Origin of the sequence: Bacillus sp. 179-C3.3 HS (genome assembly GCF_047229225.1) — a bacterium.
Taxonomy (GTDB): Bacteria; Bacillota; Bacilli; order Bacillales; family Bacillaceae; genus Bacillus.
In genome coordinates, this window is the sequence record NZ_JBFEFT010000023.1 from 35,204 (window position 1) to 58,074 (window position 22,871).

Below are 22,871 nucleotides of genomic sequence, written 5' to 3' on the forward strand. Positions count from 1 at the left end.
TAGATTGATATATTATGAGGGTGTCCTAGTTTTATGAAATTTTTTCTAATTCAGTTATAAAGTAGCTGACGACCTGAGGGGGGGAGAAAAAAATGAGCGAGAAGAGACATGGAGTGTCCAGGCGTCAATTTTTGAATTACACGTTGACCGGCGTAGGGGGATTTATGGCCGCTGGAATGCTCATGCCTATGGTTCGCTTTGCGCTTGACCCTGTGCTAAAAGGAACAGAGGAGCAAGATATGGTTCAAGTTGTCAGTGTTGATGAACTGACAAAAGAGCCGAAGCGCTTTGACTTTAAAATTGACCAAGTAGATGCATGGTATGAGTCAAAGGAATCTAGGTCAGCATGGGTGTACAAAGAAGGGGATGAAATTGTCGCTTTATCGCCAATCTGTAAACATTTAGGATGTACAGTGAACTGGAACAGTGATCCGAAAAATCCAAACAAATTTTTCTGCCCATGTCATTATGGGCTGTACGACAAGGATGGTACAAACGTACCCGGAACTCCACCGCTTGCGCCGCTTGACCATTATAAGCAGCAAGTGAAGGACGGATACCTCTATCTTGGAAAAGCTGTGCCGAAAGGGGAAGGGTAACGATGCTTAACAAGATTTATGATTGGGTAGATGAGCGGCTAGACATTACACCGATATGGCGGGATATTGCGGATCATGAAGTGCCAGAGCATGTCAACCCGGCACACCATTTTTCTGCATTTGTGTATTGTTTTGGCGGCTTAACTTTTTTTGTCACTGTCATTCAAGTCCTTTCGGGTATGTTTTTAACCATGTATTACGTGCCTGATATTAAGAACGCATGGGAATCTGTGTATTACTTACAAAATGAAGTGGCATTTGGACAGATTGTCAGAGGGATGCACCATTGGGGCGCGAGTCTAGTCATTGTCATGATGTTTTTACATACGCTGAGGGTCTTTTTCCAAGGGGCGTATAAGAAGCCTAGAGAGTTAAACTGGATTGTTGGTGTGCTCATTTTCTTTGTGATGCTTGGGCTAGGGTTTACAGGTTATCTTTTACCATGGGATATGAAAGCGCTCTTTGCGACAAAGGTAGGTCTTCAAATTGCGGAGGCGACTCCTTTCATTGGGACAGAGATTAAAACGCTACTAGCTGGTCATCCTGACATCGTAGGAGCACAAACGCTGACGAGATTTTTCGCTATCCATGTCTTTTTCTTGCCAGCGGCATTATTTGGGCTCATGGCTGCCCACTTTATTATGATACGTAAGCAAGGAATTTCTGGACCGCTGTAAAATTACGCGTTTGATGAATGTTCAAATAAGGAGGGGATGACTTTGCATAGGGGGAAAGGGATGAAGTTTGTCGGAGATTCTAGAATTCCGGCAGAAAGAAAACCTAATATACCTAAAGACTATTCCGAATATCCGGGGAAAACTGAAGCCTTTTGGCCAAACTTTCTATTAAAGGAATGGCTTGTAGGTGCCGTTTTTTTAATTGGATTTTTGGTCCTAACTGTTGTTCATGCACCTCCGCTTGAGCGGATGGCTGATCCAACAGATACAGGCTACATTCCGCTTCCTGACTGGTATTTCTTATTTTTATACCAGTTATTGAAGTATGAGTTTGCTGCAGGAAGTTATACTGTTGTTGGTGCGATGATTATGCCGGGAATTGCATTTGGTGCTTTATTGCTTGCTCCATTTCTTGATTCTGGTCCTGAGCGCAGACCATATAAAAGACCGATTGCAGTCGGCATGATGCTTCTAGCAGTTGGCGCAGCTACCTACTTAACTTGGGAGTCTGTTGCAACACATGATTGGGAAGCAGCAGCGAAACAAGGTGAAATTACGAAAGAAGCGGAAATTGATACCTCGGCTGAAGAGTATAAGATTTATCAGGAGCAGACGTGTATTTCCTGTCATGGTGAAAATATGCAAGGCGGTGCAGCTGGACCGTCACTTGTGGACAATGGGCTTTCACCAGAGGAAATCGCTAAAATCGCTGTAGAAGGAAAAGGAAACATGCCTAAAGGGATTTTCAAAGGCAGCGATGAAGAACTTGAAAAGCTTTCTAAATATTTATCTGAGGTCAAATCTAAATAATTTCAGTTGTTTAAATGCAAGTACAAGGATATACTCAAAATAGAAAAAAGCTGGCGCTGTCAGCTTTTTTCTGATTTTAACAGATCGTGAGTGAAGAAAAATATGAGATGGATCCAATATCTTTTAGCCACGCGCTATATGCTTGTGCTCGTGCTCATTGTCAATTTTTTTGGCACTGTGTACGGCTACTACTGGTATATTCCGCAGCTCATAGAGACACCGGCTAGCTTTTTACCTTTTGTTCCAGACAGCCCAACGGCTAGCTTTTTCTTTTTGTTTGTATTACTTGCGTTTCTGATGAAGCGTCACGCTCCTTATTTTGAAGCACTTGCGCTAGTGACCTTGATCAAATACGGTCTATGGGCGGTAGGGATGAATTTCCTTGTGCTTCTATCTGCTGATCAATTTCCGTGGGAAGGTTATATGTTAATTGCTTCTCATTTTGCGATGGCGGTTCAAGCTGTTTTATTTGCGCCGTATTATCGTTTTCACATGCGTCATTTGGTCGTAGCAGGCATTTGGATTTTACATAATGATGTGATTGATTATGTATTCGGTATGATGCCTCGTTACTCGATGCTTTCTGCTTATTCCGATGAAATCGGCTATGCTACGTTTTGGTTAAGTGTGGCTGTTCTTCTTTTTGCCTATTACCTTGTTATATCCAAAAAAGCAGTCAAACTCGAACTCCCTTAACAATGTTGGTCTAACCTTGTCCTTTTCTTCATACGCTGTAAGGAGAAGGGCTAGGAGGGACTTGCATGAAACGAAAGCCAATCGCGATGATTCTATTACTTTTTCTCGTCTGTCATCCAGCTGTTGCTAAAGGAGAGGACACAGCTGGTGTTACGTTGCAGGAATTAACCGAACTATCAGACTCAATCTTTCAATTAACGAGACAAGCTAAATACGATGAAGCGTTACAAGTGGCATTGTATGTTGAGAAGACATTTAAAGCTGAGGATTGGCGAGGAACGTTAACGAATACACAGGTGCGCCAAATAATACTTGGCTATCAAGATATGATTAAAGGGCTCCCGCAAGAAGATTTGAATGCGCGCGACAAGCTTCGTTATGCCTCGCAATTTAGAATGCTCATCGATGCGATTCAATCAGATTCTGAACCACTCTGGGGTTCGTTAGAAAGACCGATCATGGCGTCTTTTCCTACTTTGAAAAAGGAAGTGGAAGATTCAGAATCGACCACATTCTATGAAGCGTGGAATGAGTTCGTTTCATTATATGATATGATTTATCCTAGTTTAACCATTGATGTACCAGTTGAAAAGCTTCAAACGATTAAGCAGCATATAGAAGTGATTGAACAAGGCGGATTTTTAAAAGCATCAAGTGGGACAAAGCTTGAACGTCTCACACTGCTTGAGGAAGATCTATCAAGTGTATTTGCCAATAGCGATCAAGATGAAGCAGATCCATCGCTATTATGGGTGATCTTTACGACAGGAAGTATTATTTTATTGACGTTAACGTATGTCGGGTTTCGAAAGTATCGGGCTGAAAAAGAGAAGAAGAAAAAGCGCCAGGCTGATTATCCAAAGTCATAAAAAAGAAGCACCAATATTGGGCTTCTTTTTTTATTGGGGCTTGAGTGGCTTTTTATGTTCATCTAATGTAAAGCCTTCACCAAGTACATCATGAACATCACTAACTGAAACAAAGGCATGAGGATCAACAGATGTCACGACACTTTTCAGATGGACGAGTTCATTTTTCGGAACGACACAATATAACACATTACGCTCCTGTTTTGTATAGGACCCAACCCCTTTGAGTATCGTTACACCACGCTCCATTTCCTCTGTGATTTTCTTTTGAATGATGTCATCCTTTTCAGAGATAATCATCGCACCTTTTGCTGCATAGGCGCCTTCTTGCATGAAGTCGATGACTTTAGCCGCAACAAATACGGCAACGAGCGTATACATGGCTTCTTTGTAATTTAAATAAGTGAGTGAGATGGTGATGACGAATGCGTCGAAGATGAACATCGTTCTGCCCATCGTAATCTGATAGTGTTTGTTCAACAGTCTGGCGATAATATCTACGCCGCCTGTTGTACCGCCAAATTTAAAGATGATTCCGAGGCCTATTCCGATAAATAAACCTGCAAATAGAGCGGCTAACGCTAGATCGTGCTGGAGAGGCATATGTATTTGAAAGCGCTGGAAGATGGCAAGGAACACAGAGAGGCTCACTGTTCCGATAATGGTATATGTAAACATCGTTCTGCCGAGCATTTTCCAACCGATAAAGAAGATTGGAATGTTTAACACAATGTTGGATATGGACGGGTCAATGTGGAATAGAAAATATAAAAGTAGTGTAATTCCTGTAAATCCGCCTTCCGCCAAGTTGTTTTGCATATTGAAATGGACAAGTCCAAATGAAAAAATCGCAGATCCTATCAAAATAAAGATGATATTTTTAAGACGAATTTCTTTTAGCAAAAGATCACTCCTTTTTTTGCTTAGACAGCGATAATATTATATGGTATGGGAGAGAAACAAGCAAATTCAGTCATAAACATTTGTCAAATATTTATGATTTCGCTAACATGTAAGAGATGGATAGGAGGGTGAGCTTTATGACGAATGAAAAAACGCTGAACAAGGTGCAGAAAGAAGTCGATGATTACATAGGACAATTTAAAGAAGGCTATTTCAGTCCACTTGCCATGATGGCCCGTTTGACAGAGGAATTGGGTGAACTGGCGAGGGAAGTGAACCATTATTATGGAGAAAAGCCGAAAAAATCGACTGAAACGGAAAAAAGCATGGAAGAAGAGATTGGTGATGTTTTGTTTGTTTTAACATGCCTTGCCAATTCACTAGATATTTCACTTGAAGAAGCTCATGACCGTGTGATGCATAAATTCAATACAAGAGACAAAGACCGCTGGACGAAAAAAGAAGGGAAGTAGAGAACATGACGAGTCAAACGATTAAAGTTGTCATTGCTGGAGCAAGAGGAAGAATGGGGATAGAGGCTGTTAAGCTTGCAGAAGAAACAAGTCACTTCGACCTAGTGGCAGCAATAGATCATACACACGAAGGAAAAGCACTATCTGATGTGATGCATACGACATCACATGCACCGATTTATACGGATATTGATCTATGTCTTTCAGAAACCAAACCAGATGTTTTAATCGATCTCACAACACCTGAAATCGGAAAAGTACATACAAAAAAAGCACTGGCGCATGGCGTCCGTCCGGTCGTAGGGACAACAGGTTTTTCTGATACTGACCTCAAGGAACTTCAGCAATTAACAGAGGAAAAAGGAATCGGCTGTATTATTGCGCCAAACTTCGCTGTCGGTGCCGTTTTAATGATGAAATTCGCTAAAATGGCGGCAAACTATTTCCCTGATGTTGAAATCATTGAGCTGCATCATGATAAAAAACTAGATGCTCCAAGCGGAACAGGATTAAAAACAGCGGAGATGATCGCAGAAGTAAGAGAGAGCAAAAAGCAAGGACATCCAGATGAAAAAGAGTTAATTGAAGGAGCGCGCGGTGCGGATTATGATGGCATCCGTATACATAGTGTAAGGCTACCAGGTATGATTGCCCATCAAGAGGTACTGTTTGGGATGGATGGTCAGACCCTTACTTTGCGTCATGACTCTTATAACCGGGCATCGTTTATGTCAGGTGTGAAATTGTCAGTAGAACAAGTCATGAAGATTGACCAGCTTGTCTATGGATTAGAAAATATCATCGATTAATAAGGAGAGGATTCCTGATGAAAATTGCTTTAATCGCTCATGATAAGAAAAAAAGTGACATGATTCAATTTGCCATTGCCTACCGTGAGATTCTGGCAGATCATACACTTTATGCAACAGGAACGACTGGTTCGAGAGTGAAAGAAGCGACAGCGCTTCCCGTTCAATGTTTCCAATCAGGACCATTAGGAGGAGATCAGCAAATTGGTGCCATGATTGCAAATAATGACATGGACCTTGTGCTCTTTTTTAGAGATCCGCTGACCGCGCAACCACATGAGCCGGATGTCACTGCACTCATCCGTCTTTGTGATGTGTATGCCATTCCACTAGCAACAAATATGGGAACAGCTGAAATTCTAGTCAGGAATTTAAACGAAGGAACCTTTGATTTTCGAGATGTAGTAAAAGATGGAGGAACAAATGAAACAACTTGATATCCTTGCGTTCGGTGCCCATAGTGATGATGTAGAGATTGGAATGGGTGGAACGATTGCAAAATACGTAAAAAAAGGGGCGCATGTCGGAATTTGTGACTTGACCCAGGCTGAATTATCATCGAACGGAACGGTCGCTACCCGGAAAGAGGAAGCCAAAAAAGCCGCAGCCGTCTTAGGTGTGACCACCCGCATTCAGCTTACATTGCCAGACAGAGGACTCTATCTACATGATCACGCCATCAAAGAAATTGTTCGTGTGATTCGAACCTATAAACCAAAGATTATTTTTGCCCCGCACGGCCAGGATCGCCATCCTGATCATGGTCGCGCGGGCTCTCTTGTAGAAGAAGCTGCTTTTTCTGCTGGTATACATAAATTTGAAGATTCAAACAAACAGCCAGCGCATAAAATAAGTCAAATGTATTATTACATGATCAATGGCCATCATCGACCAGATTTTGTGATTGATATTTCTGAAGAGATGCATCAGAAAATCGATAGCTTACATGCGTATCAAAGTCAATTTGTGAAATCAGAGCATTCGGTGGACACACCACTTGTAAATGGGTATATTGATTTTGTCAAAATGAGAGAGTCCATGTATGGAAGAGAAGTCAATAAAGCTTTTGCGGAAGGGTTTCTGACGAAGAAGCCATTCTTAATTGATGATGATTTACTTGGGGGGTAAATATGAAAAAATTGAAGATCGGTATCACTTGTTATCCAAGTGTGGGCGGGTCAGGAATTATAGCCACTGAGCTTGGAAAACGTTTAGCTGAAAAAGGGCACGATGTTCATTTCATTACCTCTAGCATTCCGTTTAGACTGAATAAAGTGTATCCAAATATTTATTTCCATGAGGTGGATGTCAATCAATATGCCGTGTTCCAATATCCACCGTATGACCTTGCGCTCGCAAGTAAATTGGCTGATGTCGTGAAACGTGAAAAGTTAGATATTATTCATGCACATTATGCAGTCCCGCATGCCGTCTGTGCGTTCCTAGCAAAACAAATGACGGGCGATTCTGTGAAAGTGGTGACGACCCTTCATGGGACAGATATTACAGTGTTAGGGTATGACCCTTCCTTAAAAGATGTCATTCGCTTTGCGATTGAATCATCTGATGGTGTGACGGCAGTGTCACACTCCTTAGCAGCACAGACGTACGATTTAATTAAACCAAATAAGAAAATCAATACGATTCATAACTTCCTCGATGAGCGCGTGTATTTGCGTGAAGACCATGGGTTCCTAAAAAAACATTATGGTCTCATGCCTAACGAAAAGGTTGTCATCCATGTATCGAACTTCCGAAAAGTAAAGCGGGTACATGATGTGATTCACGTATTTAAAAAAATCTCAGAGCAGGTGAATGCCAAACTTCTCCTCATCGGCGATGGGCCTGAGAAATCCGTTGTATGTGAACTTGTGAAAAAGCTAGGGCTGACAGATCGTGTCTTGCTTTTAGGCAAGCAAGAAAAAGTAGAGGAGCTTTATTCGATTAGTGACTTGAAATTACTCTTATCTGAAAAGGAGAGCTTCGGACTTGTCCTACTTGAAGCAATGGCATGTGGAGTGCCTTGTATTGGCACAAATATAGGCGGTATTCCAGAGGTCATTACCCATGGAGAGACGGGCTTTTTAGTCCCGCTTGGTGATATAGACGAAGCAGCAAAGTACGGAATTGACTTGCTCAAAGACGACACACTGCATCAGCAAGTGTCAATGGCAGCACAATCAAGTGTACTCGCAAAATTTTCATCTGAAAAAATCGTGAGAGAGTATGAAGAGCTTTATCTTGAGCTGATTGAAGGTGACAAAGATGAATGAAGCATTTACACAGGCGATTCCAATTTTACATACATTACATGAACATGGTTACCAGGCTTATTTTGTCGGTGGAGCAGTAAGAGATGTCCTGTTAGGGCGAGAGATAGGCGACATCGACATTGCAACAGATGCAACACCTGATACGGTAGAGTCGTTATTTGACAAAACGGTTGATGTTGGCAAGGAGCATGGCACAGTCATTGTCATACATCATGGTGTAAGCTATGAGGTCACCACATTTCGAAGTGAATCGGAATATGAAGATTTTCGCAGGCCTAAAGAAGTCCAGTTTATCTCATCGCTGAAAGAAGACCTTTTAAGAAGAGACTTAACGATCAATGCGATGGCGATGGATATCAATGGGGAGATCATTGACCATGTGGGCGGTAAGCAAGATATTCAGCGGAAACAAATCCAAACGGTTGGAGATCCGGCGTGCCGTTTTGCAGAAGATGCCCTTCGAATGATGAGAGCCGTGCGCTTTTTAAGTCAGCTTGGTTTCCATCTGTCTGCTGAAACGGCAGAAGCCATGAAAAAAGATAAGCATCTGCTAGCAAATATATCAGTTGAACGAAAAAAGATTGAAATGGAAAAACTTTTACAAGGTCGTTATTGCGGCCAAGCGATCAAAGTGCTCATTTCAACCAATTTATACGAAGAATTACCGGGCCTACACGAGTATGAGCTTCATGAGGAGTTGCAAAAATTTCCGTATTATTTGTTAGATGGACTAGAAGAGGTGTGGGGAGCGTTCATTCACTTTCTTGGACTCAATGAAACAGAGGCTCTGTCATTCTTAAAAGAATGGAAGCTGTCCACAAAACTTCTGAAAGAGGCGATGGCCATTAGCAAGCATGTGGATTGCCACTGGGATGCGGAGAAAATGTTTGAAGCTGGAGAACATGTGCTGTTATCTAGTCTGAAAATTACCCAGCTAAAACACGAGCGACGCGTCATTTTTGATGAGCTAGAAGCGATAAAGCGTTCATATGATGCGCTTCCTATAAAGAAACTCAATGAACTAGCGGTTTCAGGAAAAGATTTAATGGCATTTCGGCAAAAAACGTCAGGGAAATGGATTGCAGACGAGCTTCATGCAGTGAAGAAAGCAGTGCTGCAAAACCGACTAGTCAACCGAAAAGAAGCCATAGAGGAGTGGCTCAACGCATGCGATCAGCAATTAGAAAACGATTGATTGAACTATTTACAACAGCTCCACAAGATTTTGTTTCGAGCCAGCAAATATGTGATGAGCTTGGTTGTTCGCGGACGGCTGTATGGAAGCACATTGAAGACTTGCGAAAAGAAGGGTATGAGGTAGAGGCCGTTAGAAGAAAAGGCTATCGATTGCTACATAAACCAGACAAAATTAGTGAAGACGAAATTCTTTTTGGGCTTGAAACAGAGGAGTTTGGGAGACATATTTATTTTCAAGAACAAGTGTCATCGACTCAGCTAATCGCCCATGACCTTGTCAATGAAGGGGTACCGCATGGGACACTTGTTGTAAGTGATCATCAGACTGAGGGGAAAGGACGTCTACAAAGAACGTGGTATTCACCAAATAGCACAGGGATTTGGATGAGCTTCATCGTACGTCCTGACATACCCTTGCATCAAGCACCACAAATGACGCTCCTTGCGTCTGTGGCCATTACAGAAGCGATTAGGCAGCAGACGGGACTAAGTGCGTCGATTAAATGGCCGAACGATATTATGTTAAATGGAAAAAAGGTCGTTGGGATTTTAACCGAATTAAAAGCAGAAGCTGACCAGGTTCATGCAGTGATTATCGGTCCGGGCATTAACGTGAATCAAACGGTAGATGACTTTCCAGATGACCTCAAGGATATTGCGACAAGTTTACGAATGGAACTAGGGAAAAAGGTGGACAGGGCGGCACTCATTCAAAGCATCATGTACCACTTTGAAAAAAGGTATGACGAATATGTGACGCATGGTTTTGAACCGATTAAGCAATTATGGGAAGATTATACGACGACCACCGGCCAACACATCATCGCTCGCACCATTAACGGGCAATATACTGGAAAAGCACTTGGCATTAATGATGAAGGTGTTTTGTTGCTTGAAACATCGGATGGTATTCAAAAGATCTATTCAGCAGATATAGAATTGGAGACAACTTGAGTGGAACACCCGGCGCATTTTTGATATACTTCGTGTGGGCAGTATCTGTAAAGGAACTGTACCTGTTTAGAATTAAAAATTAAAAAGAAATTTCTGCCTTGATCCTAATGGGACTTGGACAGAGGGATGATTCGCTGACACATGTGAGATAGACGCATGTACATTTCAGCAAACATCTCCTCTCCAGAATGAGGAGGAACAAATGAAGACAAAGCTCGATTTTTTCAAAATGAAACAAGAAAAAGAACCCATTGTGATGCTAACAGCATACGACTATCCAGCTGCAAAGCAAGCAGAAAAAGCGGAAGTCGACATGATCTTAGTTGGTGATTCACTTGGGATGGTTGTACTTGGACTTGATTCGACCGTTCAAGTCACTGTGGATGATATGATTCATCACACGAAAGCGGTCAAAAGAGGCGCAAAAGACACATTTGTTGTCACCGATATGCCATTTATGTCTTATCATTACTCATTAGAAGAAACAATGAAAAATGCGGCACGCATCATGCAAGAAAGTGGTGCAGATGCACTGAAGTTAGAAGGTGGAGACGGTGTGTTCGAATCCATCGAAGCAATGACAAGAGGCGGCATTCCAGTCGTTAGTCACCTAGGCCTCACCCCTCAATCAGTTGGTGTCCTTGGCGGATATAAAGTACAAGGAAAAGACAAAGAGAGCGCTCAAAAATTGATTGATGATAGTCTAAAGTGTGAAGAAGCAGGTGCGATTGCTCTTGTATTAGAATGTGTACCTGGTGAACTGACGAAACGAATTACAGAGATGCTGACGATCCCAGTCATCGGAATCGGTGCGGGCGCAGAAGCAGATGGACAAGTCCTCGTTTACCATGACGTGGTCGGATACGGTGTGTCTAGAACACCGAAATTTGTGAAACAATACGCGCAAATTGATGTTACGCTAGAAGATGCGCTGATACAATATACGAAAGAAGTAAAAGCACGTAAATTCCCAGAAGAAGCACATACGTTTCATGTGAAAGAAGAAGTTCTGAGTGGTTTATATGGGGGAGTCAAGCAATGAACGTTGTGACTCATTTTCACGAGTTAAAAGAATTGATTCAGCAACATCAAAAGCAACAACATTCAATCGGGTTTGTACCAACAATGGGTTTTCTTCACGAAGGGCATTTGACCTTGGCGAAAAAAGCAAGAGAGCAAAATGATCTCGTCGTGATGAGCATTTTTGTGAATCCATTACAATTTGGACCGAATGAAGATTTTGAATCCTATCCAAGAGATATGAAAAGAGATGAGCTTCTTGCAGAAGAAGCTGGTGTGGACATTTTATTTACACCGGATGTAAAAGAAATGTATCCACATGAACCCTCGATCACCATGACTGTTCAGAAACGAACGGATGTATTATGCGGGAAAAAACGACCAGGGCATTTTGATGGTGTTGTGACGGTGCTCACAAAGCTATTTCACCTTGTACAGCCAACCGATGTGTACTTTGGTTTAAAGGATGCACAACAAGTTGCCGTGATTGATGCCATGATTGAAGACTTCTTTTTCGATCTTCATCTAGTGGCTGTACCAACTGTTCGTGAAGAAGACGGTTTAGCGAAAAGTTCTAGGAATGTGTATTTGTCTGAAACTGAAAGACAGGAGGCGCCTACTCTTTATCGCGCATTAAAGCAAGGGAAAGCCGCTGTTGAACAAGGCGAGCGTGATCCAAATCGTCTTGTTCAGCTAATCGAGAAAGAACTCATTCAAACAAGTGGTGAGATCGATTATATCGACATCTATTCCTATCCAGAACTTGAGTCACTGCCGCATTTGAAAGGCAAAGTCATTATAGCCATTGCTGTCAAATTCTCAAAAGCAAGATTGATTGATAATGTGATTTTCCAAGTCCCTGAAAGCGGTGAAAAACATGTATAGAACCTTTATGACGTCTAAACTCCATAAAGCGACTGTGACAGAAGCAAATTTACATTATGTCGGTAGTATTACGATTGATGAGGACTTGCTTGATGCAGCAGGTATGCTGGCAAACGAAAAAGTACAGATTGTGAATAATCATAATGGAGCAAGACTAGAAACGTATATCATTCCTGGCGAGAGAAAAAGTGGCGTCATTTGTCTAAATGGGGCGGCTGCGAGATTGGTTCAGCCGGGAGATGAAGTCATTATTATCGCCTATGGCATGCTGACAGAAGAAGAAGCGAAAACTCACACGCCTAAAGTCGTTGTGTTAAACAAACAAAATCAGATAGAACAAATGATTGGACAAGAGCCTGCAAGAACGATTTTATAATGCACACTTGCACAAACAGAACAGCTTGAGAGAAGAAGCTGTTCTGTTTTAAGCATATTGTCCTGAACGCGTTTCACTAGAGTGGAACGAAGAATTGAGGTGTCCATTTTATGACCGATCAAAGATTTGTTGTCGTTGATATCGAAACCACCGGGAATTCACCTAAAAAAGGTGACAAAATCATTCAAATTGCTGCGGTGGTCATAGAAAATGGACAAATTGTCGAACGGTATTCAACATATGTGAACCCGGGGAAAACAATTCCTGGCTTTATCGTGCAATTAACGGGCATAGAGCAACATATGGTCGATGAAGCAGTGTGCTTTGAAGACATTGCCCAAGAGGTATACGAGCTCATACAAGGGGCTTATTTTGTTGCACATAATGTTCATTTTGATTTGAACTTTTTAAATGATGAACTAAAGGCATGCGGGAAAAATGAGCTGGATGTACGAACGATTGATACAGTTGAGATTTCTAGAATTCTTTATCCTAAGCTTGAAGGGTACAAGCTGACTGAATTAAGTGAAGAGCTCATGCTTCCACATGACCACCCGCATCGAGCGGATAGTGATGCGGAAGTTACTGCCATGTTACTTTTAACGCTGTTCAATAAATTAAAAAATACACCACCGCATGTCATCAAGCAACTTCGCCGCCTATCACAATATTTACTAAGTGACATCGGACTGTTATTGAAGCAATTTGAATTGGACCCTATGATGGAATGGCCTTCAGTTATGGAAGTTGGGTCATTTGCCATAAAACATGTGACCAATCACACAACAGATACGACTGATTCAATAGACGTAGATGATGAGCAGCTTTTTGAAAAAGTAAAAGAAAAGCTACCGGACACACTAAATGGCTATGAGGTAAGAAAAGGCCAGCTGACAATGATGAATAAAGTAAGAGACGTTTTTCAAGAAAGAGCGTACGCATTGATTGAAGCAGCGCCTGGTATTGGAAAAACATTGGCTTATCTCATCCCAGCAGCAATAGAAGCAAAAAAATCAGGCAAACCCGTGATTGTCAGTACTTATTCTATTTTACTACAGCAACAAATGCTCGACCGAGATGTTCCAATATTGAATGAACTCTTTCCGTTTGAACTAAATGCTTGTGTATTCAAAGGACGTTCTCATTATATTTGTTTAGACAAATTTGAACACGTTTTGCTTGAAGAAGATGATAACTATGATGTCGTCTTAACAAAAGCGCAAATTTTAATGTGGCTTCTCGAAACAGATACGGGTGATTTATCTGAACTCAATTTACCGTCAGGCGCTGTGAATATCAAAGACCGTATTTCTTGTGTACATATGCCGTTCACATCAAAAAGGCGGCGCTTTAAGGAGTATTGTTTTTATGAGCGAGCCAAAAGAAAGGCACAAACCGCTGATCTGATTTTAACAAATCATCGCCTGCTTTTGTCACAGACAGAGGCATCATCGATATTCAAACAGGCAGACGTCTTTGTGATTGATGAAGCCCATCATTTTGAGAAAACCGCCAATGAAACACTAGGCGACAGCACCTCGTATATTCAGCTTCACGCAAAATTAACTCAGCTTGGCTCCTTGCATGGCGGGTTGTTGAAGAAACTCAAAACGAGATTTTATCATGAAGGGTTATCGACAGAAACTTTTATTCAAATGGATGAGTATATACAACAGATTCATATTGAGAGTGATGCTTTTTTTAGTACGGTTCACTCTTTTGTGAAAAGAACAAAACCAAAGGCAGATATTAACCGTCTCATTTATAGGGTGCGCCATCAATCAAAGCATGCACAATGGAAACGAATAAGAGAAACAGCAAGTAAGCTTTGTTCACTGCTCATTGCTTGTGAGAAAGTGTATGAACAGCAAAAACATGACATGCTAAAAAAAGAGGATCAGCTTATTTCTCAATTTGCTTTTGAAGTAGAGGAATATGATCACGTCATGTCATTTATGCAAACATTTTGCAACACATTGTACCGGTTTATGTTTGAGCCACAACATGATGAAACGGTCTGGATTGAGATCGATGCCAAAGGTGCCAAAAACGCCGTATTTATGTATGCACAACCGTTAGATACAGGAGAATTATTGGCTGATCGGTTCTTCATGAATAAAAAGAGTGTTGTCCTCACTTCAGGAACGTTGACGGTTCATTCTCGTTTTGATTATTGCTTGGAGCGTTTTGGACTGCATGATTTTTACCCGCAGCTCATTCAAATCGATTCGCCGTTCGAGTTTGAAAAACAGCTCAAAGTCGTTGTGCCAACGGACATGCCAGTGATCACAAACCGTGATGAACGAGAATATGTAAAACAAGTGGCAAAATATATAACCATCATGGACAAACAGCAACATGCAAAGACGTTGGTTCTGTTTAATTCACATGAAATGTTAAAAGCCGTTTATGAGCAATTAAAAACAGAACATATACAATCGGTTCTCCTTGCCCAAGGTGTGACAGGTGGTAGCCCTGTGAAACTGACGAAAATGTTCAAATTAGCCAAGCAAGCCATTTTGCTTGGGACCGGAAGCTTTTGGGAAGGGGTCGATTTTCCAGGTTCAGAATTGACCACAGTGATTATGGCAAGGCTTCCTTTCAGACCACCTGACTCACCGCTTATCGAAGCAAAATGTGAAGCGGCTAAGAAACAAGGGAAGAATCCATTTAAAGCCGTCGCGCTTCCAGAAGCGGTCTTAACCTTTAAACAGGGGGCAGGTCGCTTGCTCCGTTCAGAAAAGGATACCGGCACATTGCTCATCTTAGACCGCCGTGTAAAAACAGCGTCATACGGGAAACTATTTTTAGAGTCATTTTCAAGTGCACCAGTTCATGAAATGTCAAAAGAGTCCCTTGCCGTTTACATTGAACAATTAAATAACGAAAAGCCGCTGTCATAAGCGGCCTTAGCTGGTGTGGGTTTGGAGTTAGTTTATCGTAACGGCTTTTTGTTCCGTTGTAAAAATAGTATCGGTTCTCCGGCAGTAAAGTATAACTAACAATATTTACGTACCGAGGAGGAATGAGAAGTGGAAAGTAAAATTGAGGTACTTTCAACAGTGCAAATTCAGCATTCAGATGACCTTTATAAGATCGTTGACTTGTTGAACAGAACATTAAAGAGAGAGGATCTTATGTTTGGTTTAGCATTAGATCAAAAAGATCAAAATCAGGCGATATTTACCATTTATCGCACATAGGGGAAGCTTGACATGAAAAAAATCGTTTGGATCATATCGTCCATTCTCGCGCTCATTTTAATCATTGGCATCATTAGCTTTACTTGGATTTATCAAATAGCCATGGGGCAAAAAGAACAAGGGCATGAGAGCGCCATCACACGCGCCAAAGAAGCAGCACCAATCGTTGAGGTTGAAGAAGTAGAAACATTTGTTGGAAAAGAAAAGCAATTTATCGTTGAAGGAATTGACAAGCAAAAAGAAACGATGTATGTATGGGTTCCAGCAAGCAAAAAAGAAGAAGTCATTGCAAAAAAAGCAAAAGAAGGCATTACATCAAATCAAGCGGTACAAGCGGTACAAAAGGAAAAGACCATCACTCGATTAAAAGACGTCAAATTAGCAAGAGAAGGTGACGTGCTCCTTTGGGAAGTCACGTACTTAAATGAAAATGATCAATATAGCTTCAGCTATGTCGATTTTACGACTGGTAGAGTGGAAAAAAATTTAACACCGTAGTTTATTCTATCATGCGTTGACCATGCTGATTTACAACGGTTATAATAAATTGTATGAATAAAGAATCCACTCATTATCGGGTGCGTTTCTTTCTGGCTTTGGAGGGAAATATGTTGAAAACAACTATTAATCAAGTGTACAAACACGTCGATAAAGAAGTCACAATCGGCGCATGGGTCGCGAATAAGCGATCAAGCGGAAAAATTGCATTCTTGCAGCTGCGTGACGGAACAGGCTTTATTCAAGGGGTCGTTGTAAAAGCAGAAGTAGAAGAGGAAATGTTTAAGCTTGCAAAATCAGTCACACAAGAAACATCTGTCTACGTAACTGGACAAGTGACAAAAGATGAACGTTCACCACTTGGATTTGAACTGCAGGTGAAAGCGATTGAGGTTATTCACGAAGCAACAGATTACCCAATTACGCCAAAAGAACATGGTACGGAATTCTTAATGGACCATCGTCATTTATGGCTACGTTCGAAAAAACAGCACGCTACAATGAAAATCAGAAACGAAATTATTCGTGCTACATACGAGTTTTTCCATCAAGAGGGCTTTGTGAAAGTGGATCCACCGATTTTAACAGGTAGTGCGCCAGAAGGCACAACTGAGCTGTTTTCAACGAAGTATTTTGATGAAGATGCTTATTTGTCTCAAAGTGGACAGCTTTACATGGAAGCAGCTGCGATGGCACTCGGAAAAGTCTTCTCATTTGGACCAACATTTAGAGCGGAAAAATCGAAAACAAAACGTCATTTAATTGAATTCTGGATGATTGAGCCAGAGATGGCCTTTGTCGAATTCGATGAAAGTCTTGAGTATCAAGAAAATTATGTGTCTCATATTGTCCAGAGTGTATTAGAAAACTGTAAAGTGGAGCTTCAAACACTTGGTCGTGATACATCAAAATTAGAAAACATCAAAGCACCGTTCCCGCGCATTACGTATGATGAAGCGGTGAAATTCTTACAGGATAAAGGGTTTGATGACATTGAGTGGGGAGATGACTTCGGTGCGCCTCATGAAACAGCCATCGCTGAAAGTTATGACAAACCGGTGTTTATCACACATTATCCAACATCATTGAAGCCATTCTATATGCAGCCAGCACCAGATCGCGAAGACGTTGTTCTATGTGCTGATCTAATTGCACCAGAAGGCTATGGAGAAATAATCGGTGGTTCTGAGCGTATTTATGACTTAGAGTTGCTTGAAGCAAGATTAAAAGAACACGGGTTAGATGAAGAAACATACAAATGGTACACAGAACTGAGACAATACGGATCTGTACCTCATTCAGGATTTGGACTTGGGCTCGAACGGACAGTTGCGTGGATTAGTGGATCACCGCATGTGCGTGAAACGATTCCATTCCCAAGACTACTAAACCGTTTATATCCTTAAGACAAAGAAGCCTCCAATTTATGGAGGCTTTTTTAAAGGTCATTTGACAGGCACGTGAAACAAAACGTGATATACTGAATATGAAGAGGTGTATCCGATGAATAGGCAGCAATTTATCAATATGCAACAAATGGGGTCGACAAGTTTGCCTAATTTGTTGATTGCACATTATGGGCAATTAGGACTGAATGAATCACAAATGATGGTGATGTTAAAAATTAAGATGAACGAAGAGCAAGGCATCTTCTTTCAAACGTTTGAAGAGCTTTCAGCTGGAATGACCATTTCAGCCGAGGAATGTGCCTATATGGTTCAACATTTGATCCAAAAAGGGTTTATTTCAATTCAGCCGTTTGAAGACAGATCCGGTATTCAACATGATCGTTATTCGATTGAGCCTTTATGGGGCATGCTTTATGATTATCTAGAGGCGAAACAGGCGAAAGAAAAACAAATGAACGAAGTGCAGGCAGAAAAGTCTTTATATGCCTTATTTGAAGATGAGTTTGGCAGACCACTGTCTCCTTTAGAAGGAGAAACGCTCTCTATCTGGATCGATCAAGATCATCACGATGCTTCGATGATTCGTCTCGCTTTAAGAGAAGCGGTCTTATCAGGTAAGTTGAATTTCAGGTATATCGATCGGATTTTATTTGAGTGGAAGAAAAAAGGGCTAAAAACAGCGGAAGAAGCGAGGGAGCATAGCAAACAGTTTCGTTCCCAGCAAAAATCAGCACCATCCAATGAAGAAAATTCATCTTATAAGCGACAAGTTCCTTTTTATAATTGGCTGGAACAATAACCAATAAAGGAGAAGGCATGTTATCAAAAAAGCAAATCAATGAGTGTTTAGACATAATAGGGGACATGTTTCCAGAGGCGGAGTGTGAGCTTGTTCATTCTAATCCATTTGAATTAGTCATTGCTGTTGCGCTCTCGGCTCAATGTACAGACGTTTTGGTGAACAAGGTAACAAAGAACCTATTTCAAAAATATAAAACGCCAGAAGACTATTTAAGTGTGCCACTTGAAGAATTACAGCAAGATATACGCTCAATTGGTCTTTATCGGAATAAGGCGAAAAATATACAAAAATTGAGTCAAATGTTGATTGAAGAATATGATGGAGAAGTCCCAAGGGATCGTGATGAACTTGTCAAACTTCCTGGTGTTGGAAGGAAGACAGCGAATGTTGTTGTGTCAGTCGCGTTCGGGATTCCCGCCATTGCTGTAGATACCCATGTGGAACGTGTGAGTAAACGGCTTGGCATATGCCGCTGGAAGGACTCTGTGCTAGAAGTAGAGAATACGTTAATGAAGAAAGTTCCGAAAGAAGATTGGTCCGTCACGCATCATCGTCTCATCTTTTTTGGCAGATACCATTGTAAAGCGCAGCGCCCACAATGTGAGTCATGTCCACTTCTTGATATGTGTAGAGAAGGGCAGAAGAGGCTGAAAAAAGGGCTGGTGAAGCTGTCATGAGTGCATCAACTGTTTTTGCTTCACATGTAGAGAAGCTGACAGAAAGAGGGCGCTTGTCAACAAATGATCGACATGGCATCTTGAGAGACAATCCATTAGCGTTTGATTTGTCTTCAGAGCCTATCACAGAGAGTGTCCCGTGGGAACAGACAGAAGAATTTGTCCCAATGATATTCGCCCTCTGGGATGAATTAAAAGAAAAAATGCTCCCGTGTTTCCAAACAAGAAAATCTCGTTGTGAAGAACAAGATATGTTACAGGGCATTGTCGGAATGGTGGCTGTCTTTCATTGGATCAAAGGAAAGCGTCTTTCGAATGTACAATGGGACGAAATCAAGAAAGAAACCTTTCCTGTTGCTCCGATCAATTGGACAGAACGTTTAGACTTTATTTTGCTCAAACCTACACAGTACCACTGTTTTATTCAATTGGACGAGCTTTATACGGAACTCAAAAAGCAGTATGGAAAACACGTAGCGCTTCAAAAAATAAAACAAAAACGTTAAAAAAGCACTTGCCGGAAGGGGCAAGTGCTTTTTGGATTAATCATTTTCTTTTCTAGCATTAGAATTGGCTGGAACATCGTTGTTCTTTTTATCCTTGTTCGAATCGTTGTTCTGGTTGGAACCATCTGACCCACCATCTGAATCGTTGTTGCCGTTACCAGGATTACTACCTTGATCTGGATTTTTTTGATCGTCTGGCTTTTCGGCATCATTGTTTTGTTTATCATCGTCTGGTTGTTCATCATCTGGTTGCTTAGGTTCTTCTTCTTTGTTTTCATCCTCTGTATCTTCTTCCTTTTCCACTTCCTTAATGGTGAGGAAAGTAGATGCAGCTGGACTTGTGACATCTTCTACAGTCGCAGTCACTTGGAATTTATAGGTCGAACCAGGTGTGACATTCGAAATGACAGCTTCTTTAGCAGAACTGTTTTGAATCTCTTGATAACCACCATTGTCTACGGCTTGCTTCACATTAAATGTAGCATCTTCCTGATCGTAGTCCCATGTCAGTGTAATTGATTTGTTTTCTTCATCATAGACCGCTTTCAGGTTTGATGGCTTATCAGATTCTTCTTTTTCATATGTGTCAGACACTTTAGTAGGGACTGTTCCTCTGACGAAGTACTCTGTTGTCTTTTTATCGGCTGGTGTATTTGGTCCAGCTAACTTCGCAGGGTCTGATCCTTTTTCGATTGTGGCTTGAACAACGCTGTCTGGTTTTTCAAACGAGCCGCTACCATCATCAATTTGAGAAATTAATCGCTGGAAGACAACTTTTGCAACACGCTGTTCATAATTCGTTAACCACATCTTTCCGTCTGCATCTTTTGAATTCGCAATTCCTGTCCAAACAGCTGCCGTATACTGTGGAGTATAGCCGACAAACCATGAATCTTTTGCACCGCCAGATGGAATATTATATTTCGTAACATCATCTTGCGTAAAGTTGGTTGAACCTGTTTTACCAGCTACTTGAACATTTGGCACTTGTGCAAGTGTACCAGTACCAGATTGTACAGCTGTTTTCAGCATATCTGTGATCATAAAGGCAGTGAAATCACTCATTGCTGCTTTTGATTCAGGTGTAAGGTCTAGCTTTGTTCCATCATTAAATTCAACAGAAGTGACAGCATGGGGTTCATTATAGTACCCGTTATTCCCAAAGGCACTAAATGCACCGGCCATTGTTAAAGAAGAGACACCATCGTCAAATCCACCAATCGAATAAGATTCTGGAATGTCAGTAGGTAAATCCATTCCTAGATTATTGGCAAATTGAACCGCGTTGGCTGTGCCGGCTTCTTGGAATGCTTTTAATGCTGGGATATTTCGTGATTGCGCCAAAGCACTTCTCATGGACATTTTCCCTAAATGTCTTCTATCAAAGTTATTAATTGGCGTACCGTTTGAGTATGAATAAGGTTCATCGGCAATTTGTTGGTACGTTGACCATTTTTTATTCTCAATGACTGGACCATAATCTAAGATTGGTTTAATCGTAGATCCTGGTTGACGCTTCGCATCAATGGCATAGTTAAATCCGCCGACTGGAACATCTCGGCCTCCGCCAATGGCACGAATTTCGCCGCTTTTCGTATCAAGTAGGGTAACACCAGCTTGCATGCCTTTTGTAAAACCGGCAGTATCGCCATTAATGATGCTTTCAAGCTCATCTTGTGCATTTGTATCAAGAGTTGTATAAATCTTTAATCCATCAGTGGATGCATCCACTTTGGCTTTTTCCTGTACTTCTTCCATGACTTGTTCAATGAACGCATAGTATTTACTTGAATTTTTGCTGTTGTATTTTTCTGGTGAAACGACTGTTTTGCTTACAGGTGTTGTTTTTGCTTCGTTATACTCTTCGTCTGTAATATATCCTTGTTTTTTCATGAGTCCTAAAACGATATTACGACGTTTTTCCGCTGCTTCAGGGTTTTTCACAGGGTTATAGGCTGATGGACTTTGCGGCATACCAGCAAGAGTTGCAGCCTGTGCAATCGTCAGTTTATTTAAATCTGTCACACCAAAAAATTGTTCTGCGGCTTTTCCAACACCATATGCCTGAGGGCTGAAGAAAATCCGGTTTAAATACATTTCTAAAATTTCATCTTTAGAGTATTTTTGCTCTAGCTGAAACGAAAGCCATACTTCTTGTACTTTTCGTTTTAATGTTTTGTCTTTGCTTAAGATGGTGTTTTTTACAACTTGCTGTGTAATGGTACTTCCGCCTTCAGAGCCGAATCCGTCCTCGACGTTAGCCACAAGGGCACCACCGATTCGGATAGGGTCAATCCCGTGGTGTTTATAAAAACGGGCATCTTCAGTTGCAATAAAGGCTTCTTTTAGAAGATCGGGTATGTCTTGAACAGAGACATACGTCCTTTTCTCCGCACCGACTTCTGCAATCACTTTATTGTTCATATCATAGATTTTTGAAGAATACGGTGTTTTGAGTTTACTATCATCAAGAGAAGGAGCACTTGACGCAAAAATGGCAAAAGTTGTGATTCCGGCGACTAAACAAAGTAGACCGATCACAAGTAATGATATGAATATTTTTTTAAATAGACCTGCTTTCTTTTTGCCTTTTTTATTTCTGTTCTTTTGTTTGTTTCCTTGAGTTGCTTTACGTCGTTGTTCACGACTTGTAAATTGATCAGACATCACATCTCAACCTTTCGTGTTAAACCTTTTTCGAACGTTAGTGATCGTAGTGATCATCCGAAAAATGAAGTGTTTCCACTACTTTAATATAATCAATTCTTGGCGAATATCCAAGTGTAATCAGGTGGGCAGCTTCCATTAATTCATCTTTGGAAATGGATTTACGCCCGTTTTGTGCTTGACGCTCCCAAAAATAAAAGAGGTCAGAAGCGGATAAATAATAAATAGAACCAAATGCGGATATAATAACAAAACAAATTCCGCCTTGCTTAACAACCTGTTTCATATGCACAATTTGATGATCGTGGAAATTTTTGAGCGGAAACGAAGTTGTGCTTTTGGTTTCCTTTGCTTCAAAGTCAATATAGCGCCCTTTATACACCCCATTATAGTCTGTTGTGGAGGATTGTTTAAAATAAGCTTCTTTAATCACAGCAGCACTTCTTTTAGGATAATCCACATTGACGATTTGAATAGGGGTAGGCTTTTTATGAATGACAGCGATCCCGTTAACCAGATAATACTGGTTGGTTTCATTTAAATCAGCCTCTAGCGTCATCCCTCGATT

At 41.1% G+C, this 22,871-nt stretch carries 25 protein-coding genes; 22 read left to right on the forward strand and 3 right to left on the reverse strand.

Translation table 11 applies throughout. The annotated features are described in order from the left end of the window. The first annotated feature begins 92 nt into the window (after window positions 1-92). The 5 genes from AB1K80_RS13765 to ypjB all read left to right on the forward strand — a co-directional run bounded on the left by AB1K80_RS13765 (window position 93) and on the right by ypjB (window position 3,651). Window positions 93-599 carry a ubiquinol-cytochrome c reductase iron-sulfur subunit gene (locus AB1K80_RS13765; protein WP_191095835.1) on the forward strand — a complete coding sequence of 169 codons (507 nt, stop codon included), beginning with the start codon at window positions 93-95 and terminating at the stop codon, window positions 597-599. 2 nt (window positions 600-601) lie between these two features. Then, window positions 602-1,276: a menaquinol-cytochrome c reductase cytochrome b subunit gene (qcrB, locus tag AB1K80_RS13770; RefSeq protein WP_412857270.1), complete on the forward strand. Its 675-nt coding sequence runs from the start codon at window positions 602-604 to the stop codon at window positions 1,274-1,276. Between the two features lie 42 nt (window positions 1,277-1,318). After that, window positions 1,319-2,086 carry a c-type cytochrome gene (locus tag AB1K80_RS13775; protein WP_412857271.1) on the forward strand — a complete coding sequence of 256 codons (768 nt, stop codon included), beginning with the start codon at window positions 1,319-1,321 and terminating at the stop codon, window positions 2,084-2,086. Window positions 2,087-2,188: 102 nt separating this feature from the next. Next, the gene (locus AB1K80_RS13780; protein WP_412857272.1) at window positions 2,189-2,782 is read left to right on the forward strand and encodes a DUF1405 domain-containing protein; all 594 of its coding nucleotides are present in this window, start codon (window positions 2,189-2,191) and stop codon (window positions 2,780-2,782) included. A 65-nt stretch (window positions 2,783-2,847) separates the two neighbouring features. Further along, a complete protein-coding gene (gene ypjB / locus AB1K80_RS13785; protein WP_412857273.1) occupies window positions 2,848-3,651 on the forward strand; it encodes a sporulation protein YpjB in 804 nt (267 codons plus the stop codon). A gap of 30 nt (window positions 3,652-3,681) precedes the next feature. Here the strand turns inward: ypjB and AB1K80_RS13790 are convergent, their stop codons facing one another. Then, window positions 3,682-4,554 (reverse strand): YitT family protein, encoded by an 873-nt coding sequence (locus AB1K80_RS13790; RefSeq protein WP_412857274.1) that lies wholly within the window; start codon window positions 4,552-4,554, stop codon window positions 3,682-3,684. Window positions 4,555-4,691: 137 nt separating this feature from the next. Here AB1K80_RS13790 and AB1K80_RS13795 point away from each other — a divergent pair, with 137 nt between their 5' ends. From AB1K80_RS13795 to AB1K80_RS13875, 17 genes are all read left to right on the forward strand, one after another. Next, window positions 4,692-5,027 carry a nucleotide pyrophosphohydrolase gene (locus AB1K80_RS13795; RefSeq protein WP_412857275.1) on the forward strand — a complete coding sequence of 112 codons (336 nt, stop codon included), beginning with the start codon at window positions 4,692-4,694 and terminating at the stop codon, window positions 5,025-5,027. 5 nt (window positions 5,028-5,032) lie between these two features. Continuing rightward, window positions 5,033-5,836 carry a 4-hydroxy-tetrahydrodipicolinate reductase gene (dapB, locus tag AB1K80_RS13800; protein ID WP_412857276.1) on the forward strand — a complete coding sequence of 268 codons (804 nt, stop codon included), beginning with the start codon at window positions 5,033-5,035 and terminating at the stop codon, window positions 5,834-5,836. 17 nt (window positions 5,837-5,853) lie between these two features. Beyond that, window positions 5,854-6,273, forward strand: coding sequence for a methylglyoxal synthase (gene mgsA, locus AB1K80_RS13805; RefSeq protein ID WP_412857278.1), 420 nt, complete (start codon window positions 5,854-5,856; stop codon window positions 6,271-6,273). Next, window positions 6,260-6,964, forward strand: a complete 705-nt coding sequence (gene bshB1, locus AB1K80_RS13810) for a bacillithiol biosynthesis deacetylase BshB1 (RefSeq protein WP_412857279.1) — start codon at window positions 6,260-6,262, stop codon at window positions 6,962-6,964. Before mgsA ends, bshB1 begins: the two co-directional genes overlap by 14 nt. 2 nt (window positions 6,965-6,966) lie before the next feature. Then, window positions 6,967-8,109 carry an N-acetyl-alpha-D-glucosaminyl L-malate synthase BshA gene (gene bshA, locus AB1K80_RS13815; RefSeq protein WP_412857280.1) on the forward strand — a complete coding sequence of 381 codons (1,143 nt, stop codon included), beginning with the start codon at window positions 6,967-6,969 and terminating at the stop codon, window positions 8,107-8,109. Beyond that, window positions 8,102-9,304 carry a CCA tRNA nucleotidyltransferase gene (locus tag AB1K80_RS13820; RefSeq protein WP_412857282.1) on the forward strand — a complete coding sequence of 401 codons (1,203 nt, stop codon included), beginning with the start codon at window positions 8,102-8,104 and terminating at the stop codon, window positions 9,302-9,304. The genes bshA and AB1K80_RS13820 overlap by 8 nt, the downstream gene beginning before the upstream one ends. Next, on the forward strand, window positions 9,277-10,260 hold the full coding sequence (locus AB1K80_RS13825) for a biotin--[acetyl-CoA-carboxylase] ligase (protein ID WP_412857284.1): 984 nt from the start codon (window positions 9,277-9,279) through the stop codon (window positions 10,258-10,260). Before AB1K80_RS13820 ends, AB1K80_RS13825 begins: the two co-directional genes overlap by 28 nt. Before the next feature lie 202 nt (window positions 10,261-10,462). After that, the gene (gene panB / locus AB1K80_RS13830; RefSeq protein ID WP_412857285.1) at window positions 10,463-11,302 is read left to right on the forward strand and encodes a 3-methyl-2-oxobutanoate hydroxymethyltransferase; all 840 of its coding nucleotides are present in this window, start codon (window positions 10,463-10,465) and stop codon (window positions 11,300-11,302) included. Further along, entirely contained in the window at window positions 11,299-12,165 is an 867-nt protein-coding gene (gene panC / locus AB1K80_RS13835; protein ID WP_412857286.1) for a pantoate--beta-alanine ligase, read from the forward strand. Before panB ends, panC begins: the two co-directional genes overlap by 4 nt. Continuing rightward, window positions 12,158-12,541: an aspartate 1-decarboxylase gene (gene panD / locus AB1K80_RS13840; protein WP_412857287.1), complete on the forward strand. Its 384-nt coding sequence runs from the start codon at window positions 12,158-12,160 to the stop codon at window positions 12,539-12,541. The genes panC and panD overlap by 8 nt, the downstream gene beginning before the upstream one ends. Before the next feature lie 110 nt (window positions 12,542-12,651). Then, window positions 12,652-15,444, forward strand: a complete 2,793-nt coding sequence (gene dinG, locus AB1K80_RS13845; protein ID WP_412857288.1) for an ATP-dependent DNA helicase DinG — start codon at window positions 12,652-12,654, stop codon at window positions 15,442-15,444. A 129-nt stretch (window positions 15,445-15,573) separates the two neighbouring features. Next, window positions 15,574-15,744, forward strand: a complete 171-nt coding sequence (locus AB1K80_RS13850; protein ID WP_412857289.1) for a YpmA family protein — start codon at window positions 15,574-15,576, stop codon at window positions 15,742-15,744. Between the two features lie 12 nt (window positions 15,745-15,756). Then, window positions 15,757-16,242 carry a cell wall elongation/penicillin-binding protein regulator TseB gene (tseB, locus tag AB1K80_RS13855; protein WP_412857291.1) on the forward strand — a complete coding sequence of 162 codons (486 nt, stop codon included), beginning with the start codon at window positions 15,757-15,759 and terminating at the stop codon, window positions 16,240-16,242. Window positions 16,243-16,355: 113 nt separating this feature from the next. After that, a complete protein-coding gene (gene asnS, locus AB1K80_RS13860) occupies window positions 16,356-17,648 on the forward strand; it encodes an asparagine--tRNA ligase (protein WP_412857292.1) in 1,293 nt (430 codons plus the stop codon). Between the two features lie 97 nt (window positions 17,649-17,745). Next, window positions 17,746-18,450: a DnaD domain-containing protein gene (locus AB1K80_RS13865; protein WP_412857293.1), complete on the forward strand. Its 705-nt coding sequence runs from the start codon at window positions 17,746-17,748 to the stop codon at window positions 18,448-18,450. A 17-nt stretch (window positions 18,451-18,467) separates the two neighbouring features. Beyond that, window positions 18,468-19,130 (forward strand): endonuclease III, encoded by a 663-nt coding sequence (gene nth / locus AB1K80_RS13870; protein ID WP_412857295.1) that lies wholly within the window; start codon window positions 18,468-18,470, stop codon window positions 19,128-19,130. Continuing rightward, window positions 19,127-19,636 (forward strand): YpoC family protein, encoded by a 510-nt coding sequence (locus AB1K80_RS13875; protein WP_412857297.1) that lies wholly within the window; start codon window positions 19,127-19,129, stop codon window positions 19,634-19,636. Before nth ends, AB1K80_RS13875 begins: the two co-directional genes overlap by 4 nt. 36 nt (window positions 19,637-19,672) lie before the next feature. Here AB1K80_RS13875 and AB1K80_RS13880 read toward each other — a convergent pair whose 3' ends face one another. Then, on the reverse strand, window positions 19,673-22,303 hold the full coding sequence (locus tag AB1K80_RS13880; protein ID WP_412857298.1) for a PBP1A family penicillin-binding protein: 2,631 nt from the start codon (window positions 22,301-22,303) through the stop codon (window positions 19,673-19,675). Window positions 22,304-22,340: 37 nt separating this feature from the next. Continuing rightward, on the reverse strand, window positions 22,341-22,871 hold a 531-nt coding region (recU, locus tag AB1K80_RS13885; RefSeq protein ID WP_412857299.1), incomplete at its 5' end, for a Holliday junction resolvase RecU.

Excerpts from the sequence above, each read along its gene's own strand:
- AB1K80_RS13765 (WP_191095835.1), top strand. The coding sequence starts at position 93 with ATGAGCGAGAAGAGACATGGAGTGTCCAGGCGTCAATTTTTGAATTAC.
- qcrB (WP_412857270.1), top strand. The coding sequence starts at position 602 with ATGCTTAACAAGATTTATGATTGGGTAGATGAGCGGCTAGACATTACA.
- AB1K80_RS13780 (WP_412857272.1), top strand. The coding sequence starts at position 2,189 with ATGAGATGGATCCAATATCTTTTAGCCACGCGCTATATGCTTGTGCTC.
- ypjB (WP_412857273.1), top strand. The coding sequence starts at position 2,848 with ATGAAACGAAAGCCAATCGCGATGATTCTATTACTTTTTCTCGTCTGT.
- AB1K80_RS13795 (WP_412857275.1), top strand. The coding sequence starts at position 4,692 with ATGACGAATGAAAAAACGCTGAACAAGGTGCAGAAAGAAGTCGATGAT.
- dapB (WP_412857276.1), top strand. The coding sequence starts at position 5,033 with ATGACGAGTCAAACGATTAAAGTTGTCATTGCTGGAGCAAGAGGAAGA.
- mgsA (WP_412857278.1), top strand. The coding sequence starts at position 5,854 with ATGAAAATTGCTTTAATCGCTCATGATAAGAAAAAAAGTGACATGATT.
- bshB1 (WP_412857279.1), top strand. The coding sequence starts at position 6,260 with ATGAAACAACTTGATATCCTTGCGTTCGGTGCCCATAGTGATGATGTA.
- bshA (WP_412857280.1), top strand. The coding sequence starts at position 6,967 with ATGAAAAAATTGAAGATCGGTATCACTTGTTATCCAAGTGTGGGCGGG.
- AB1K80_RS13820 (WP_412857282.1), top strand. The coding sequence starts at position 8,102 with ATGAATGAAGCATTTACACAGGCGATTCCAATTTTACATACATTACAT.
- AB1K80_RS13825 (WP_412857284.1), top strand. The coding sequence starts at position 9,277 with ATGCGATCAGCAATTAGAAAACGATTGATTGAACTATTTACAACAGCT.
- panB (WP_412857285.1), top strand. The coding sequence starts at position 10,463 with ATGAAGACAAAGCTCGATTTTTTCAAAATGAAACAAGAAAAAGAACCC.
- panC (WP_412857286.1), top strand. The coding sequence starts at position 11,299 with ATGAACGTTGTGACTCATTTTCACGAGTTAAAAGAATTGATTCAGCAA.
- panD (WP_412857287.1), top strand. The coding sequence starts at position 12,158 with ATGTATAGAACCTTTATGACGTCTAAACTCCATAAAGCGACTGTGACA.
- dinG (WP_412857288.1), top strand. The coding sequence starts at position 12,652 with ATGACCGATCAAAGATTTGTTGTCGTTGATATCGAAACCACCGGGAAT.
- tseB (WP_412857291.1), top strand. The coding sequence starts at position 15,757 with ATGAAAAAAATCGTTTGGATCATATCGTCCATTCTCGCGCTCATTTTA.
- AB1K80_RS13865 (WP_412857293.1), top strand. The coding sequence starts at position 17,746 with ATGAATAGGCAGCAATTTATCAATATGCAACAAATGGGGTCGACAAGT.
- nth (WP_412857295.1), top strand. The coding sequence starts at position 18,468 with ATGTTATCAAAAAAGCAAATCAATGAGTGTTTAGACATAATAGGGGAC.
- AB1K80_RS13875 (WP_412857297.1), top strand. The coding sequence starts at position 19,127 with ATGAGTGCATCAACTGTTTTTGCTTCACATGTAGAGAAGCTGACAGAA.
- AB1K80_RS13880 (WP_412857298.1), bottom strand. The coding sequence starts at position 22,303 with ATGTCTGATCAATTTACAAGTCGTGAACAACGACGTAAAGCAACTCAA.